Source organism: Endothiovibrio diazotrophicus (assembly GCF_054657215.1).
Map to the genome: position 1 here is coordinate 1 of NZ_BAAHXB010000130.1, position 15,455 is coordinate 15,455.

Genomic DNA, 15,455 nt, shown 5'->3' on the forward strand with positions numbered 1-15,455 from the left:
TATCAACGCAATCCCAGGTAGTGTGACCCCATGGCTAGAGCACCGGGCGGGCGCGATGAGGCCATTGTAGCCGCCTATGGGAGTGGCGGCTACAGCATGGAAGAGATCGGGGAACACTTTGGCCTTCACTATTCCTATATCAGCCGCATTATCAGTCGAACAGAAAAAGCAATAAGAAAGACCTGACCCCGTATGCGAGAAAGACCTGACCCCGTATGCGCATGCCCCGCTCGTGGACCCCGGTGGTGTCCGCTACAATTCGCGCCACGGACCACAGCCTTCCGGACCCTACAATCCGTCGGCTTTCCCAGACTCTCGTCCGGTTATCCTCTTGGACCACAACTCTATCCTTTTCGGGGTTCTGTCACGCGGCCTGCACACTCGCCACACCTGGCTTCATACACACCCTTGCGGCTATGCACGCAGGCTCGGCTACAGATTCAGTAGCTAACCTCCTCTGACGGGAATGGGATCGCTTACGATCCGCACCCGTTGGGTAACTTCATCCGATTTCACGAACTCCTTTCCGATCCCAAGGATCTGGATTTAACCTGACGCGAGTAGGGCGGACTAGCGATGGCGTAATCCGCCAGATCGAAACCTGTGAGCAGCGGTGCCCTACCGAACCATTCGGAATGGTTGGAGTGATCGTTCAGCGTCGTAGCATTCGTTTCGGCGGATTACACTATCGCTAATCCGCCCTACGCGCTATCTCGGTCGCCACCTCCATCGCCGTGTGATTCGTGATGTGTTTTTACTCAGAATATCCACGCAATCAAAAGCCATATAATCACAAAGAAAAGAAAAAAACTTCCGAGAATAAACTGAATTTCACCCAGCAAACCGTCTCCAGACGAAACCGCAAACACAATCATTATTACGACAGTAACGAAGAACGAGATTACCGCTGAGTCCTTAAGCCCCAAGCCGGGGGATAGATGCATGGTAACGATTTCGGATAGCATTGGGAGCATTAGCAATATTGCCACACCCAAAACCACAACCAACGAAATTAGAGCTATTGCAATTTTTCGTGATTCATTTTTGTCTTTGCTGTCTATTTCACCAACCATAAAGATTACCCGCCGTTCTGGCGTGCTTTTATAAGCTCCCGAATCTTGTTTGGATCGGGCATTCCGGTCGCAACAATTTCAGGCAAATCACCCGCCGTATATATTTCAATAGCACCCACTCCAAAAATACGATTAAAAAAAGACTGCTTAACTTTTGTTGTTCTTACGCTACTAATGCTTACCTCTAAACGCTCTTTGCTCAGAAGCCCTTTTTCATACACAATTTCATTTCCATTTACAGTCAGTTTTGATGCTTTGTTTTGAAGGTGCCAGCCAAGCAAGATTAGCAAGCCCATCCCAAACACTGGTATTAGCAGCAAAGAAACAATGAACCCTATCGGGTTGTTTTTGAACATGACAGGATGTTCGGAATAGAGTTCACTCATTGATTTTCTCCTCGGTTGTCGATTTTACACAGTTGAATGGACGGAAAAATTCTACACTTAAACACGGGATTTCTTTCTCTGCCTATCACGCGGCCGGCGTGGGGCTTTCTTCCCCTTCGTTTCTCACCAGCCGAAAACTTCTCCCAAAACCTCATTAAATTAGAGGAAACAAAGTCCCCACCGGTAATAGCACTCCTCCGTCAATACACGGCGAGATTCCGGATATCACTTTGCGCCTCGCCCCCACATTCTATACTGGATAAAGAAACAAAACCACATATAAGGTGCGCAGAATGGAGACCAAACGTCATGACTTTCCCTTCATCGACAGCGTACGGGGCGCGATCCGGGTTCGCCACTACAGCTACCGAACCGAGCAGACCTATTTGATGTGGGTCCGGCGCTTCATCCTTTTTCACAGCAGCTGTTCCTGACCCACTTGGCGATCGACCGGGGACCAACCAGGACACCCACTCTAAATCCGCCACCCCACTATCCACACGATTTCCGCGACCAAACCCCAGCAACCTCCATCGAATCCGCCGAAATCGATGTTTCTCGGATTCGCCGTTGGATGGAGGTGTGGTCCGAATCTTCCGGCGTCTCGGCCATCTTCGCCCGGATCGGGGACGGAGTGGAGGGCCTGCGGCAGGAACTGATGCTGCCGCAGCCCCCCGGCGGGAAACGCGATTCAATCGATCACCCGATTGGGACCGAGAAAACGCCCGTGGAAGGTGATCTCCACCCGCCGGATCCGCTTCAGGTCCAGCCACTCGTTGCCCTTCAGGTCGAAGTCGATCTTCCATGAGCTGAAGGGGCTGAGTCCGCTGTAGCCCTGGCCACTCTCGCCGAAGACGCCGCCGGCGGTGTTGGCGGGGTTGGCGTAGTCGATCTTGTAGGGCTTCGGCCGCGGGCGGTGGGTGAAGTGGCGCAGGCTCCCCGGCGCCTCCAGCTCCACCAGGCGGTTGAGCACGGGGTCGCCGCCGTGGATTAGCGAGAGGTAGAGCACCTCGCTGCCTCCCTCGATGTCGGGGAAGGCGATCTCGAAGCGCTGGGCGATGATGTGGCGCATGTTGAGAAAGCCGGGGGTCTCGCGGATGTCGAGCCGGAAGGTGAGACACCTGGACTCCGCCAGCGCGGCGAACGCCTCGCGGAAACGCTCGGCATCCACCACCACCTTCTGGGTGAAGGGGTCGAACGCCTCGTTGTTCTCGCGAAAGAGGTCGATCCGCTTGACCAACCGCTGATGGCTCGCCGCCAGCATCGCCACGTTGAGGTTGGAGAGCTCCAGCGGGTGATCGCCCAGCGACCAGTACTGGTAGGCGCGATTCTCCAGGTAGAGGTTGCGCATCAGCTCCTGCTTGAGCTGGTCGTAGCACTTGCGCATATAGGCGGTGTAGAGCGGCAGCAGATTGTTCTGATGGGAACTGATGCTGGCGCCGATGTAGCGGGTCTCGGCGAGGGTCTGCACCCGTTGCGCCTCCAGCCCGGCGCGCCGGGTGACCAGCGCGGTGAAGTTGCAGGCCAGCTGGTTGCGCGCCTGGGTCAGCTCCAGGTAGTAGTCGATCGCCTCGCGCAGCTCGTCGGCGGCGTCGAACTCGCCCAGATACTCCTCCAGCATCTCGTCGAACTTCTCCTGCTCGACCAGCAGCTTGGCGGCATTGGGCTCGTCCGGGGTGACGTACCCCTTGATCGCCTTGAAACCCTTCTGCAGGCTGTCGATGCTGCCCTTCACCGACTTCAACACCTTCACCACCCCGGCCGCCCCCTTGACCAGCCCGCTCGCCTTGGAGACCGCCTTCGCCCCGGCGGCGATCCCGCCGACGCCGCCGGCGATGCCGCCCGCCGCGGCCACCACCACCCCGAGCATCTCGAGGAAGGCGTCGAAATCGGTCTGGTGCTTCTCGATCAGGTAGGCGGTCAACTCCTTCTTGAAGGCGTACTCCCGCTCGATCAGCTTCGCCTTCTGGGCGTCCACGTCCCGGTTGTAACGCTCCATCTGCTGCCGCAGCGACTCGATCTGGGTGGCGAGCCCCTCCTCCTCCAGGCGGCTGTCGTCGAGCCGCTTCTCGATGTCGTCGTTCATCCGCTTCAGGTCGCGCAGCCGCTCCTTCTGTTCGCGCCCCTCCTCGGCGTAGGCGTTGAACTGCCGCTCGACGATCTCGCCCAGAACGAGCAGCTCCCCGGTGCGTTCCAGCAGCCCCTTCAGGTTGAGTACCGGGGTCCACCCCACCCCGTGACCATAGAAGTCGAGTCCGCGGCTCATGCGCACCAGCTCGCCGGCGGCCGCGGCGTGGATCGCCTCGCGCAGCGCCGCCTCCTCCGCGCCCGGCGCGGGCTCCACCAAACCGTCGATGAAGGGCTGGTTGATCTCCAGCAGCCAGCTGTAGAGCTGGTAGGCGTAGTCGTGGTCCCCCTCCTCCTTGGCGTTGAGGTAGTAGAGATCCGCCACGTTGCGGGTGATCAACAGCTGGGTCGGGGGAAAGAGGGGCGCGAGGCGGGCCGGCGCCAACCCCGGCAGCGGCTGCCCCGGCGCGTGCTCCTGGAGGTTCACCTTCAGCGGCGCCCCCGCACTCCCCCCCTTGCCGGCCTCCCCGTTGAACTTCGCACCGCCGCCGTTGGCCCCGTCGATCGCCTTGATCGAGTAGTTGCGCAACCGCCCGTGCTCCATGATCGAGCCGAAGGAGGCGAAGCCGCCGCGCCCGCCGCGCCCGGGCGCACCCGCCCGCGCCGCACCCCCGGCCCGCCCCGCCCCGTTGGAGCAGCCGATGACGATGGGGTGGACACAGTTGACCAGCAACGAGATGGCGCCACCGTCGCCGCCATCCCCCGAGTGGCCGGCCGCCCCCGCCCGACCGCCCGGCCCGCCCGCATGGGGGTTGTCGGGGTTGGTGTCGCGGGCGTAATCCAGGCCGAGACGCTCGTCGAGCTCCTTGGAATAGGCATCGTCGGGGCCGTCCCGTCCCGCCACTCCGTTGTGCCCGTCCTCGCCGCGGCCACCGCGACCGCCGTCGGCGAGCAGCGACAGCGTGGGTTCGCTGCCCTCCCCCTCCTCCCGCCGCTTCACCACGACGCTCACCAACGGGGCGGCGATCTGCTCCTCGAACAGCCGCTGCATCGGCTGCAGCGCGTGGGCCAGGTTTCCCGCATCGAGCTTGGACATTGCCATCCACCCGGAGAATTCGGGCTCGGCCTTCGTCACCTCCAACTCGGCGTTCATCTCCACCTTGTCACCGCTGCCGGAGAGCACCCCGTCGAAACGGAAGACCACCTGCAGGAGTTTGAGGACCGACCGGCTGTTGTCGGTGGTAGCGAGAGTCAGCACCAGATCCGGGCAACCGAAGCGACCGCTGAAACGCCCCTTCAGGTCCAGCGAGAAGGCCTCCAACCCCGATTTCTCCAGCCCTTCCAGCGCAACGGCGCCGATATTTTGCGCCTGCTCCTGCCCCAGGAAGCTGGTCTTGAAGCGAAACGTCCCGTAACTGGACGGGTGGCGCGACGGATCCTTCAGATACCCCGACAACACCTCGCGAAAAAGGTCGGCGTAGAGCGCTCCCCCCAGCTCGACGGTGTCCACCGCCGGACTCTTGTCGGCCAGATTGACGATCTCGCCGGCGCACACCACGATGTTCCCCGCCGCTCCGCCGTCGCCGCCGTCCCGCCCGTCGGTGCCCGCCGCGCCCGGCAGCGGGTCGGCCTGCTCCACCGGCACCCCCGCCGGATAGTCCGCGTCCGGGTCGGCCCCGCCCACATCCAACGCAGCGCGCTCCGCGACCACCAGTTGGCGGGCGTAAATACGGATGTCCCGCCCCGGGTTGAGCAGCTCCCCGCGCAGGGTGACGGTATCGGCGTAGAGCACGAAGTGCTTCAGCGACTCCAGCCGACGCCCCTCCACCGGCTGGTAGGGCAGATTGGACTGGGTCAGTTCGAGATCGAACGCGTAGAGGGTGACGCAATCGTCGCTCTCATCGACGATCTCGGAGGCATAGGGGACGCCGCGTACGGAACTGTCGACCATGGGACCAGACTCCTTGGTTGTTATTGGTGAATGGAGACCGGGCGAGTCTATGGCAATTGAACGGGCGTTTTGATCAACGTGGGGTCAAATTACAGTGCGGTTGCACGACAAGGGGTTCAATGACGAAAACCCGTCAACGACTCTTACCAGAGAACGCTACCGACCCATAAGCAATATTGCTACGACACCCAACGAAGGCCGAGACGCACTCGCAACGGGGAGGGACGCCATATCCCCGTAGGGCGAATTAGCGATAGCGTAATCCGCCGGATCGGAGCTGATTCCGGCGAAGGTGCCTTCGTTCCTGGCGGATTACACTATCGCTAATCCGCCCCACATCCAGCGATGTCTCCCCCACTCAATGACCATGCGGCCCGCCCTGGTCCCTCTCCACCCGCGAATCGCTGGACAGCCGTTCAGCTTGAATTCAACATTCTCGCTCCAAACTTGCGCCTTCCCCCTGGAGTCCCGCCGCGTGAAACGAACGATCCTCCTGCTCCTGTTATTGGGCCTGGCCGCCGGCCTCGGCTGGACGGTCTACGAGCGGCTGGCGGAGAGCGCCAAGCCGGCGGCCAAGGGGAAGGGCGGCAAGCGGCCGGTGCCGGTGGCGGTGGCCGCGGTGGAGCGCGGGGCGATCGAGGCGCGGCGCACCTACAGCGGCACCCTGGAGGCGACCGCCGAGTTCGTCGTCGCGCCGAAGGTGGCCGGGCGGATCGAGCGGATCGCGGTGGACCTGGCCGACCCGGTCAACCGCGGTCAGGTGGTCGCCGAGCTGGACGATGCCGAGCTTCAGCAGGCGGTGGCCCAGGCGGAGGCGGATCTCGCCGTCGAACAGGCCGGGCGGGCGGAGGCGCAGAGTTCGCTGGCGATCGCCAAGCGCGAGCTGGACCGCATCCAGCGGCTGCAGGGGAGCGGGGTCTCCTCGGAGTCGGCGCTGGACACCGCGCGGCTGACCGAGCTGGCCCGGCGGGCCGAGCTGGAGGTGGCCGAGGCGCAGGTGAAGCGCGCCGAGGCGGCGCTGCAGACCACCCGCATCCGGCTCGGCTACACCCGCGTGGCGGCCGGCTGGAACGGCGGCAGCGATCAGCGCATCGTCGCCGAGCGCTACGTCGACGAGGGCGAGACGGTGAGCGCCAACACCCCGCTACTGCGTATCGTCGAGCTCGACCCGGTCACCGGGGTGATCTCGGTCACCGAGAAGGACTACCCCTTCCTCGCCCCCGGCCAGCCGGTAACGCTCACCACCGACGCCCACCCCAACGAGACCTTCCACGGCGAGATCACCCGCATCGCCCCGGTGTTCCAGCAGGCCGCGCGCCAGGCGCGGGTGGAGCTGCGGGTGGAGAACCCCGACCTGCGGCTGAAGCCGGGGCTGTTCATCCGCGCCTCGGTGGTGCTGCGCCACCTGGACGACGCCACCATCGTGCCGGAGGCGGCGCTCACCCGGCGCGCCGAGCACGACGGCCTGTTCCTGCTCGACGCCGACGGCAAGCGGGTCCACTGGCGGCGGGTGACGGTGGGGGTGCGCGACGGCGAGCGGCTGCAGATCGTCGAGCCGCCGCTGGCCGGACGGGTGGTGACCCTCGGCCAGCAGCTCCTCGACGAGGGCTCCGAGGTGGCCCTGCCGGAGGAGGCGCCGGCGAAGACGGAAAAGAAGGGCGGTGGCAAGCAGCCCGCCACGACAGGGAAGCCCGCGCAATGAATCTCGCCCGCGCCTCCGTCGCGCGCCCGGTCTTCACCACCATGGTCACCCTGATCGTGGTGGTCCTCGGGCTGGTCTCGCTGGCCCGCCTGCGCATCGACCTGCTGCCGAGCATCGAGCTGCCGACGATCACCGTGCGCACCCAATACGAGGGGGCGAGCCCCGAGGTGATGGAGCGGCTGGTGACCCAGATCCTCGAGGAGATCATCGCCACCGTCCCCGGCGTCGAGGAGATGACCTCGCAATCCGCCGAGGGCAACTCCTCGATCCGCGTCACCTTCGCCTGGGGCACCGACACCGACACCGCCGCCCTCGACGTGCAGTCGACCATCGAACAGGAGATCAACGAGCTGCCCGACGAGGTAACCCGCCCGCGGGTCGCCAAGTTCGACGTCGACAGCTTCCCGGTGGTGATCCTCGGCATCGCCTCCAAGCTCGACCCGGTGGAGCTCACCGAGCTGATCGAGAACCAGATCCGCTACCGCTTCGCGCGCATTCCGGGGGTCGCCCAGGTGGACGTCTGGGGCGGCTTCGACCGCGAGGTGCGCATCGAGCTGGACCCCGACCGGATCAACGCCCTCGGCCTGCCGCTCAACCAGATCCTCGACGCCATCCGCGACGCCAACCTCGACCTCCCCGCCGGCAAGCTGGAGCAGGGGCGCTACCAGCTCACCCTGCGCGCCCCGGCCGAGTTCCAGGACCTCGACCAGATCCGCAACACGGTGGTGGCGGTACACGACGGCGCGGCGGTGACCCTCGACCAGGTGGCCCGCGTGCGCGACACCTACGAGAAGCTCACCCGCTACGTGCGGGTCAACGGCGAGCGCGGCCTGCGGGTGGCGATCCGCAAACAGGCCGATGCCAACACCGTGGAGGTCTCCAAGGCGGTGCTGGCCGAGATCGAGGCGGTCAACCGCGCCTTCCCCCAGCTCGCGGTGATCCCGGTGACCAACCAGGGCAACTTCATTGAGCGCTCCATCGCCAACGTCGCCCAGTCGGTGCTCTACGGCGGCGGGCTGGCGGTGGCGGTGCTGCTCTTCTTCCTGCGCAACCTGCGCAGCACGGTGGTGATCTCGCTGGCCATCCCGATCTCGGTGATCGCCACCTTCGCCCTACTCTACTTCGGCGGCTTCACCCTCAACCTGATGACCCTCGGCGGCCTCGCGCTGGGCGTCGGCATGATGGTCGACAGCTCGGTGGTGGTGCTGGAGAATATCTTCCGTCGCCGCCAGGAGAACGGCGAAAAGCCCCGCGAGGCGGCCATCGAGGGCACCGGCGAGGTGGCCACCGCGATCATCGCCAGCACGGTGACCACCCTGGTGATCTTCCTGCCGCTGGTGTTCGTCCGCGGGGTGGCCGGGATCCTCTTCCAGGAGCTGGCCTACGTCATCGTCTTCTCGCTGCTCTGCTCGCTGCTGGTCTCGCTGACCCTGGTGCCGATGCTCGCCTCCAAGCTGTTGCGCGAGGAGGACAAGCCCGGAGCGGGCCGGCTCGGCCGCCTCTCCGCCCGTGCCGGCAACGCCTTCCGCGCCCTCGACTACGGCTACCGCGATCTGCTGCTCGGCGCCCTGCAACGGCGCAAGACCACCCTCGTCACCGCGCTCACCCTGTTCCTCGCCAGCCTCGCCCTGGCGCCGCTGATCGGCAGCGAATTCCTCCCCCCCAGCGACGAGGGCGAGGTGCGCGTCTACGGCCAGATGGAGAGCGGCACCCGCCTCGACCTGGTCGACCGGCAGACCCGCAAGATGGAGGCGATCATCCGCAACGCGGTGCCCGAGGCGGTCTCCTCGGTGACCAGCGTCGGCGCCTCCGGCCACCGGCCGAGCGATGCGGCCACCGGCCAAATGCGCATCGCGCTGACCCCGGCGGCCGAGCGCGAACGCTCCAACAGCGACATCGCCAAGGCGCTGCGCAAGAAACTGGAAGGGGCGATCCCCGGCATGGCGATCCGCACCCGCGCGCCCCAGGGGCAGTTCCTGCTGGAGCGGCTGCTGCAGACCGACGACGGCCTCAGCGTCGAGGTGCGCGGCTTCGACCTGGCGACCCTCAACCTGCTCGCCCTCCAGGTAAAGGCGGCGATCGAGGATCTCCCCGGCATCACCGACGCCCGCCTCGGCCGCGAAGTGGGCATCCCGCAGCAGGAGATCGAGGTGAACCGGGCGAAAATCGCCGACCTGGGGCTCAGCGTGCGCGACGTCACCGAGGCGATCGAGACCGCGGTGGCCGGCTCCACCGCCGGCGAATACCGCACCGAGGGCCACTCCTACCGCATCCTGGTGCAGCTCGCCGACGCCGAACGGCGCTCCATCGACGAGATCCTCGACCTCACCATCCGCACCCCCACCGGCGAACAGGTGGCGCTGCGCAACCTGGTGAGCAGCCGCGAGGGCCAGGGCCCGACCCAGATCGACCGCAAGGACCAGCAGCGCATCGTCACCGTCAGCGCCAACGTCGCCGGCCGCGACCTCGGCTCGGTGGCCGCCGATATCCAACGGGAACTGGAGGGGATCGCCCGCCCGGTAGGCTACGACCTGCTGATCGCCGGCGACTTCGAGGAGCAACAGAAGTCCTTCGAAGAGCTGCTGCTCGCCCTCGGCCTCGCTCTGGTGCTGGTCTACATGGTGCTCGCCTCGCAGTACGAATCGCTGCGCGACCCGCTGGTGGTGATGTGCTCGGTACCGCTGGCCGCCATCGGCGTGCTGCTCACCCTGTTCCTGACCAAGACCACCCTGAACCTGCAATCGGCCATCGGCTGCATCATGCTGGTCGGCATCGTGGTCAACAACGCCATCCTGCTGGTCGATCAGGCCGGCCGCCTGCGCGCCGAGGGCCACACCACCCGCGACGCCGTCGCCGAGGCCGGCCGCCGCCGCCTGCGGCCGATCCTGATGACCACCCTCACCACCATCCTCGCCCTGGTCCCGCTCGCCTTCGGCATCGGCGAAGGAGCGGACGCCCAGGCACCCCTGGCCCGCGCCGTGATCGGCGGCCTCACCGGCTCCACCCTGATCACCCTGGTGCTGATCCCGGTGGTCTACTCGCTGTTCCATCCGGACAAACGAAAGGCGTGATTCGCGTCACGCCTCTTCGCCCGTCACCACCGGCCGCAGCTAAGCACTAATCAAATCGGCTTCCCACCAAGATCGCTGGAGTACACGCTTGGGCGTGTACGAATTTCCCGCCATGTCCCTGGAACGCTGCATTTTTTCGCACGTACAGCCCCAGGGCTGTACTCCAATTAAATCAGCGCGATCGCAACCGATGAATTACACACCATCCGGAATCCACATCCGCATCATCTCCTTACGATCCAGCTTTCGCCCGTCGACTACGAAAGTACCGTCACCGACTGCGTGAATGGTTCGCTTCTCTTTTCGTGAACGATCGAAGTAAGCGGCAACGCCTTGGAGCACAAGGATGTTGTGTGCCTCGATGATATCGACCACCTTGCATTCGATATTGGCCAGGCACTCCTTGATCAGCGGGGCCTTGACGTGCTTCCCCTTTAGCGGAGTGAATCCGAATCGTGCAAATTTATCCGTATCGGCACCGGAACAGGTCCCCACGCCAACGACCTGGTCAATCAGATCGACCGTGGGGATTGCGATCACACACTCCCTGGTCTTCTGAAGCGCGTCGTAGGAGTAGTTCCACGGCCCGGTGGTCATGGCGAAGACCGGCGAAAAGTCCATCACCATGGTCCAGGAGATGGTCATGATATTGCTGTTCCCGCCATCGTGGGTCGTCACGAGCACCACCGGACCGGGCTCGATCAGGGTGAATGCCTTACCGAGCGGCATCGCTTTCATCGCCGAACCGGCCATGCCGTTCGCCTAACGCCACCGACAGGGGCCGAAAACCATTGCGAAACGACGGTTTTCCAGCCCCTGCCCGGCCTGCGTGCCGGACGACCGGTTCATCAGCAAGAAGAACATCCCTACAAAACCACCTCGAAGCACTCGAGCTGCGGCGGCCCCAGGTAGATATCCTTGCGCCCCCCGGCGTTCGCATGGGCCTTCCGGAACGCCTCGGAGGTCGTCCACGCCTCGAAATCGCCGCGCGACGCCCACTTGGCATGAGAGGAGAACAGCGTGAACTCGTCGTTGCTCGGCCCCTGCAACAGATGAAACTCGATGAATCCGGGAACGGTATGCAGATGGGAATCCCGGCCTTTCCAGATATCGATGAATTCCTGCTCGTGGCCTGACTTGATCTTGAACCGGTTCATTGCGATGTACATCAATACCTCGACTATTCAGAATAAAGCGAAGCCGACATGCTACGGCACAGCTGGCGGCGGCTCAATGTCTCCGGATCTCCTTGGTATCAGGTAAAAATGTACGTGGCCAATTATTTGGCCTGCCACTTCCCCGGAGTTTGAGCCGAAGTTCTCAAAGAATTCCGCACACATAGCGCCTAGCATCAGCCGACCATTGTAGCGGTGTGAGGCTTGTGGCATCCAGCCACAAACGAAATGCCGCGGAAATGGGCCGGCCGAATGCAATTGTTAGCCCATTTCTTTAGCACCACTCTTAATTTCATTATGCTCATCTTTAACTTTTTGAATTGAATCCTTTTTAAAGTTTTCCAGTTTGAGCCATAGAAAACCATCTGGATTAAGTTCACAATGATAGTGATGATGCCGCATTTTTCGTTCTTCTTCCTCTTTTTCAATTTCTTTTTGACCTCTTTCAACTTTGCCCATCATTTCTAACGCCGTTCTTGCAGCCTTGTACAAGCTGAAGCACAAGACCAGAAAAGCAACCCATTCAGGGGAGAAGTACTCCAGCAGAGCAACCGAAACAGGGAGCACTACAGCCCAGAAGAAAACGATATACCAACCTACTCTGCGTTGTAGGATATGCTGTTTTACGTCCTTATCAATATCTTCGGACGTTTTATATTTCACACCGCTATACACTTTTAATAAAAATAATTTATCCAACGCGATGTCGGGAAAGTTATCGTCACCAATTAATTCCCATGACATGAAAATACTATTATCTTTTTTAAAGAAACCCGTCAGATGTGTTCTAGGCCTAACCCCATTCAGACCAAAGATAGATTTCCGGTAATTAAAGCTACTAACCAAGAGTGGAATGGGGAAACGATCTAGCCACTCCTTAAGCTCCTTCTCCATCAGATCCGCTACACGTTCCTCAGATACCCCTTCTTCAGGGAACATAAGATGTAATATCGCAAATCTATAATCCGGCATTGGAGGGCGATACACGACATAGTAGTTTCCTCTGTCTTCTTTTATCTCCTGAAAGTGAATTTTTCCTTCCATGCCAATTAATACCGTTGATTTTTCTTTAGGGGCTAACGCCGCCATAAAATGCGTGGCGAAGCGAAGCGTAGACACGTCATTTTTGATGGCCTTGTTGTACATTTCTCGCTACGGACGAAAGATAATATTCGCATATATCGTCATCAATATTTCCAGCATCTTTCAATAGCTGACCGAGCATGAAATATTTATAGCGATAGTATTCGGACACATAATTTTCTCCTCCGGCCAGCTCTTGGTACTTAATTAGGTATTTGTACAGGTTGACACTAGCCAAAGCCAGCCTTAAGAAAACTGATTCCACCACGCTACCACTCGATGATGCTATAGCTAGAAATTGTTTATAGCTTCCTGATTTCTCCGGTGTATTTCTAAGTCGAAACCCCTCATGCACCATATGGCCAATGTTCAATACAGGCTGCTGCCCCTCGGGGCTTACGACAGTTTCATATATTTTTTCTAGATCATCATCGATATCCTTGATGATTTTATAAAGATCTTCTTTCTTCGCTGCATCTTTATAATGATCTAGCTGTTGCTGCATAGAATCCGCTGAACGACGAAATTCTGTTGTTGCTTGCCGCAACTCGGCGGACTGTAATGAGATGGTATAGAGCAATGCCAAAAAAGCTAATAAGGCATATATCGGATTTAGTAATCCCCCAAAAAAGTCACCAAATTGTGCCCATAATTCCTGTGAATCTGACAGGTGATATCCGTACATTGAAATATACGAAACGATAGGTATTAACAGGACTGCCCCTGCAATTGTTCCAACTATAATGAGTAGCTTATTCATGGATTACGTACAACTTTGTTATTCGGCAGACCAACGGCATCTTATCCACCAAGCCCCCGCCACAGAAGCCTCAACATTACTCTTAGATTTCATATAAATACAGAACACACTTCAAGTCCCCGGCGAGGAGAGTTCGGCCGCTGGATAGCCACACACCCCCGAATTAAAGTAAATTTCAGCAGCATAGCATTCCGTGACAAACGCCCCAAGTCACGAAAAAATAATACATATTCAACCCGCTGCGAAACGCCTCCCCGCCACATAGCGGTTCGGCACTTGGCGATTCGGCAAACGCCACATTCGAACCCCTCCGCCCTCATCCCTACACCCCACCCTCCCGCACAAAATCTCTCGTAAAGGATCGTTTCCCCCAGCCGCTAAGGCTTGGCGAGGCGGAAGGGATGCTGCCGGGCCGGGGGTCACCCCGGCCAGTGTCGTCTCCGCTCCCGCCTCCCGTTCGACCCATCAAGGAAACAGGGAGCAACTACCGATGTTCAATCTGAAACGGATACGCAGGAACCGCGTCACCCACCCCGTGCTGGCCGCCGCCCTCCTCGCCTGGGCGGGGCTCGCCACCCCCACCTCCGCCTCGGCCGCCACCGACGGCCCCATCCTCAACGTCGCCAACGGCACCATGTCCTGTCTCGGCATCATCGACGCCACCGTGGGTGCGGGCACCCAGGTGAAGAGCGTGCCCTGCGGCGACAACGCGCCGGTATGGGAGCCGATGACCGACGGGCGGGTCAAGTTCGGCACCGGCCCGGCAGCCAGCTCGTTCTGCCTCGACGTCGACACCGCCAATCCCTACAACGGCGACAAGGTCCAGCTGTGGAACTGCGTCGGCAGCACCTCGGTGAACCAGGTGTGGAGCTGGACCGGCAACGGCACCTTGCAACTGGCCTCCACCGGCACCTGCATCGCGCCGGACCCCAGCGGCCAGCAGTTGCGGGTGACCGGCTGCAACGCCGCGACCCAGACCTGGCGCCTGTTCGGCGATGCCGTGCGCTGCGCCACCGTCGACGACGGCTACGTCAACCAGGCCCCGGCCACCGACGCGGTCAACGTGCCCAACGGGACGGTGGCCTGTCAGGTGGACGGCACCGGCCAGTCCCACTGTGCACGGTGGGTCGGCTCGTGCAAGGTGCTCCGCACCGGCGAACCGGTCTATTTCCGGGTGTTCAGCGACGGCTACGCCAACCAGAGCCCGCTGAGCAACGCGGTCACCTTCGCCGGTTTCTGGAACGCCTGCGTCCCGGGTGGGATCTGCCGCAAGTGGAGCGGCCGCGGGACCACCGCCTCGGGCGCGCCGGTGGCCTGCTACCTGTTCGATGACGGCTTCACCAACGTGACCGATCCCACCGACGCCATCTTCTCCGACGGCGCCGGTCAGGTCTGCAAGCCCAGCAGCGGGAGCGGCGAATGCCGCAAGTGGTACGGGCGCTGCTTCGTGATGTAGCCACCGGCGGTTCCTCCGCCAACCGGCCCGCCACCGCCCCTTCCGGCGGTAGCGGGCCCTTGCGAAGGGCATGAAGGAGAGAGCGGGACACACCCCGCCCCGACGCCTTCATGCCCTTCGTTCATGTGAGGCCAGCCGGGAAGACGCTATTGCACGAGAGCGGGACATTTGGCGAGAATCCGCTATCGCACCGCCCAACCAACGATCGGATCGAAGAGGAAGTCAGGATGAAAGGAGAGTGTCTCTGCGGCGCGGTGGCCTTCGAGATCCGCGGCGAGCTGCCGCACATATACCAATGTCACTGCTCCGAGTGCCGCAAGGTCACCGGTTCGTCGGCCAACGCCGGGACGATCGTCGAGGCGCAGCGCTTCCGCTGGCTGCGCGGGGTGGAGAAGATCTCCTCGTTCAAGGCGGCGTCGGGCTACAACAGCCACTTCTGCTCGGTCTGCGGTAGCGCGGTGCCGAATCCGATGGGCGACGGCGGCAAATTCTGGGTGCCGGCGGGCGCGCTCGACGACAGCGGGGACGCTGCGGTGGTCGCCCACCTCTACATGGGCTCGCGCGCGCCCTGGGATTCGCCTACTCACGGCGCGGCGGACCACGACGAATCTCCGGGTCTCGAAGCGCTGGAGCACTCGCTGCAACGCCCCCCTCGCTAAGAGCCCGATCGGCGCCACCACCATGGAGCAGCTGCACGAGGATATCGATGCCTATGAGGTGGCGTGGACGCC

General features: G+C 61.7%; 11 protein-coding genes. 5 read left to right on the top strand and 6 right to left on the bottom strand.

Translation table 11 applies throughout. The features are described 5' to 3' along the window. Positions 1–1,078: 1,078 nt before the first annotated feature. Complete coding sequence (locus tag ACYQ2W_RS22325) at positions 1,079–1,459, bottom strand: PH domain-containing protein (protein ID WP_459872433.1); 381 nt, start codon at positions 1,457–1,459, stop codon at positions 1,079–1,081. Positions 1,460–1,752: 293 nt separating this feature from the next. Between ACYQ2W_RS22325 and ACYQ2W_RS22330 the strand changes: the two genes are divergently transcribed. Continuing rightward, positions 1,753–1,893: a phage integrase N-terminal SAM-like domain-containing protein gene (locus ACYQ2W_RS22330; protein ID WP_459872436.1), complete on the top strand. Its 141-nt coding sequence runs from the start codon at positions 1,753–1,755 to the stop codon at positions 1,891–1,893. Between the two features lie 257 nt (positions 1,894–2,150). On the opposite strand, the gene ACYQ2W_RS22335 is transcribed toward ACYQ2W_RS22330, so the two are convergent. Next, on the bottom strand, positions 2,151–5,477 hold the full coding sequence (locus tag ACYQ2W_RS22335; protein ID WP_459872438.1) for a hypothetical protein: 3,327 nt from the start codon (positions 5,475–5,477) through the stop codon (positions 2,151–2,153). Positions 5,478–5,952: 475 nt separating this feature from the next. Between ACYQ2W_RS22335 and ACYQ2W_RS22340 the strand changes: the two genes are divergently transcribed. After that, entirely contained in the window at positions 5,953–7,179 is a 1,227-nt protein-coding gene (locus tag ACYQ2W_RS22340) for an efflux RND transporter periplasmic adaptor subunit (protein WP_459872440.1), read from the top strand. Beyond that, positions 7,176–10,250 (top strand): efflux RND transporter permease subunit, encoded by a 3,075-nt coding sequence (locus tag ACYQ2W_RS22345; RefSeq protein ID WP_459872443.1) that lies wholly within the window; start codon positions 7,176–7,178, stop codon positions 10,248–10,250. Before ACYQ2W_RS22340 ends, ACYQ2W_RS22345 begins: the two co-directional genes overlap by 4 nt. A gap of 195 nt (positions 10,251–10,445) precedes the next feature. Here the strand turns inward: ACYQ2W_RS22345 and ACYQ2W_RS22350 are convergent, their stop codons facing one another. From ACYQ2W_RS22350 to ACYQ2W_RS22365, 4 genes are all read right to left on the bottom strand, one after another. Continuing rightward, positions 10,446–11,003 carry a flavin reductase family protein gene (locus tag ACYQ2W_RS22350; protein WP_459872446.1) on the bottom strand — a complete coding sequence of 186 codons (558 nt, stop codon included), beginning with the start codon at positions 11,001–11,003 and terminating at the stop codon, positions 10,446–10,448. A gap of 113 nt (positions 11,004–11,116) precedes the next feature. Next, positions 11,117–11,419: a heme-degrading protein HmuQ gene (hmuQ, locus tag ACYQ2W_RS22355; RefSeq protein ID WP_459872448.1), complete on the bottom strand. Its 303-nt coding sequence runs from the start codon at positions 11,417–11,419 to the stop codon at positions 11,117–11,119. Positions 11,420–11,686: 267 nt separating this feature from the next. Beyond that, positions 11,687–12,571 carry a hypothetical protein gene (locus ACYQ2W_RS22360; RefSeq protein WP_459872451.1) on the bottom strand — a complete coding sequence of 295 codons (885 nt, stop codon included), beginning with the start codon at positions 12,569–12,571 and terminating at the stop codon, positions 11,687–11,689. After that, positions 12,546–13,268, bottom strand: coding sequence for a hypothetical protein (locus ACYQ2W_RS22365; RefSeq protein WP_459872453.1), 723 nt, complete (start codon positions 13,266–13,268; stop codon positions 12,546–12,548). Before ACYQ2W_RS22365 ends, ACYQ2W_RS22360 begins: the two co-directional genes overlap by 26 nt. A 490-nt stretch (positions 13,269–13,758) precedes the next feature. Here ACYQ2W_RS22365 and ACYQ2W_RS22370 point away from each other — a divergent pair, with 490 nt between their 5' ends. After that, entirely contained in the window at positions 13,759–14,724 is a 966-nt protein-coding gene (locus ACYQ2W_RS22370) for an RICIN domain-containing protein (protein ID WP_459872456.1), read from the top strand. Between the two features lie 227 nt (positions 14,725–14,951). Next, positions 14,952–15,383, top strand: coding sequence for a GFA family protein (locus ACYQ2W_RS22375; RefSeq protein WP_459872459.1), 432 nt, complete (start codon positions 14,952–14,954; stop codon positions 15,381–15,383). Positions 15,384–15,455: the final 72 nt, after the last annotated feature.

What these genes read in the sequence shown, in the direction of transcription:
- ACYQ2W_RS22360 (WP_459872451.1), bottom strand. Translation starts at nt 12,571, where the DNA reads ATGTACAACAAGGCCATCAAAAATGACGTGTCTACGCTTCGCTTCGCC.
- hmuQ (WP_459872448.1), bottom strand. Translation starts at nt 11,419, where the DNA reads ATGTACATCGCAATGAACCGGTTCAAGATCAAGTCAGGCCACGAGCAG.
- ACYQ2W_RS22335 (WP_459872438.1), bottom strand. Translation starts at nt 5,477, where the DNA reads ATGGTCGACAGTTCCGTACGCGGCGTCCCCTATGCCTCCGAGATCGTC.
- ACYQ2W_RS22350 (WP_459872446.1), bottom strand. Translation starts at nt 11,003, where the DNA reads ATGGCCGGTTCGGCGATGAAAGCGATGCCGCTCGGTAAGGCATTCACC.
- ACYQ2W_RS22375 (WP_459872459.1), top strand. Translation starts at nt 14,952, where the DNA reads ATGAAAGGAGAGTGTCTCTGCGGCGCGGTGGCCTTCGAGATCCGCGGC.
- ACYQ2W_RS22345 (WP_459872443.1), top strand. Translation starts at nt 7,176, where the DNA reads ATGAATCTCGCCCGCGCCTCCGTCGCGCGCCCGGTCTTCACCACCATG.
- ACYQ2W_RS22325 (WP_459872433.1), bottom strand. Translation starts at nt 1,459, where the DNA reads ATGAGTGAACTCTATTCCGAACATCCTGTCATGTTCAAAAACAACCCG.
- ACYQ2W_RS22365 (WP_459872453.1), bottom strand. Translation starts at nt 13,268, where the DNA reads ATGAATAAGCTACTCATTATAGTTGGAACAATTGCAGGGGCAGTCCTG.
- ACYQ2W_RS22330 (WP_459872436.1), top strand. Translation starts at nt 1,753, where the DNA reads ATGGAGACCAAACGTCATGACTTTCCCTTCATCGACAGCGTACGGGGC.
- ACYQ2W_RS22370 (WP_459872456.1), top strand. Translation starts at nt 13,759, where the DNA reads ATGTTCAATCTGAAACGGATACGCAGGAACCGCGTCACCCACCCCGTG.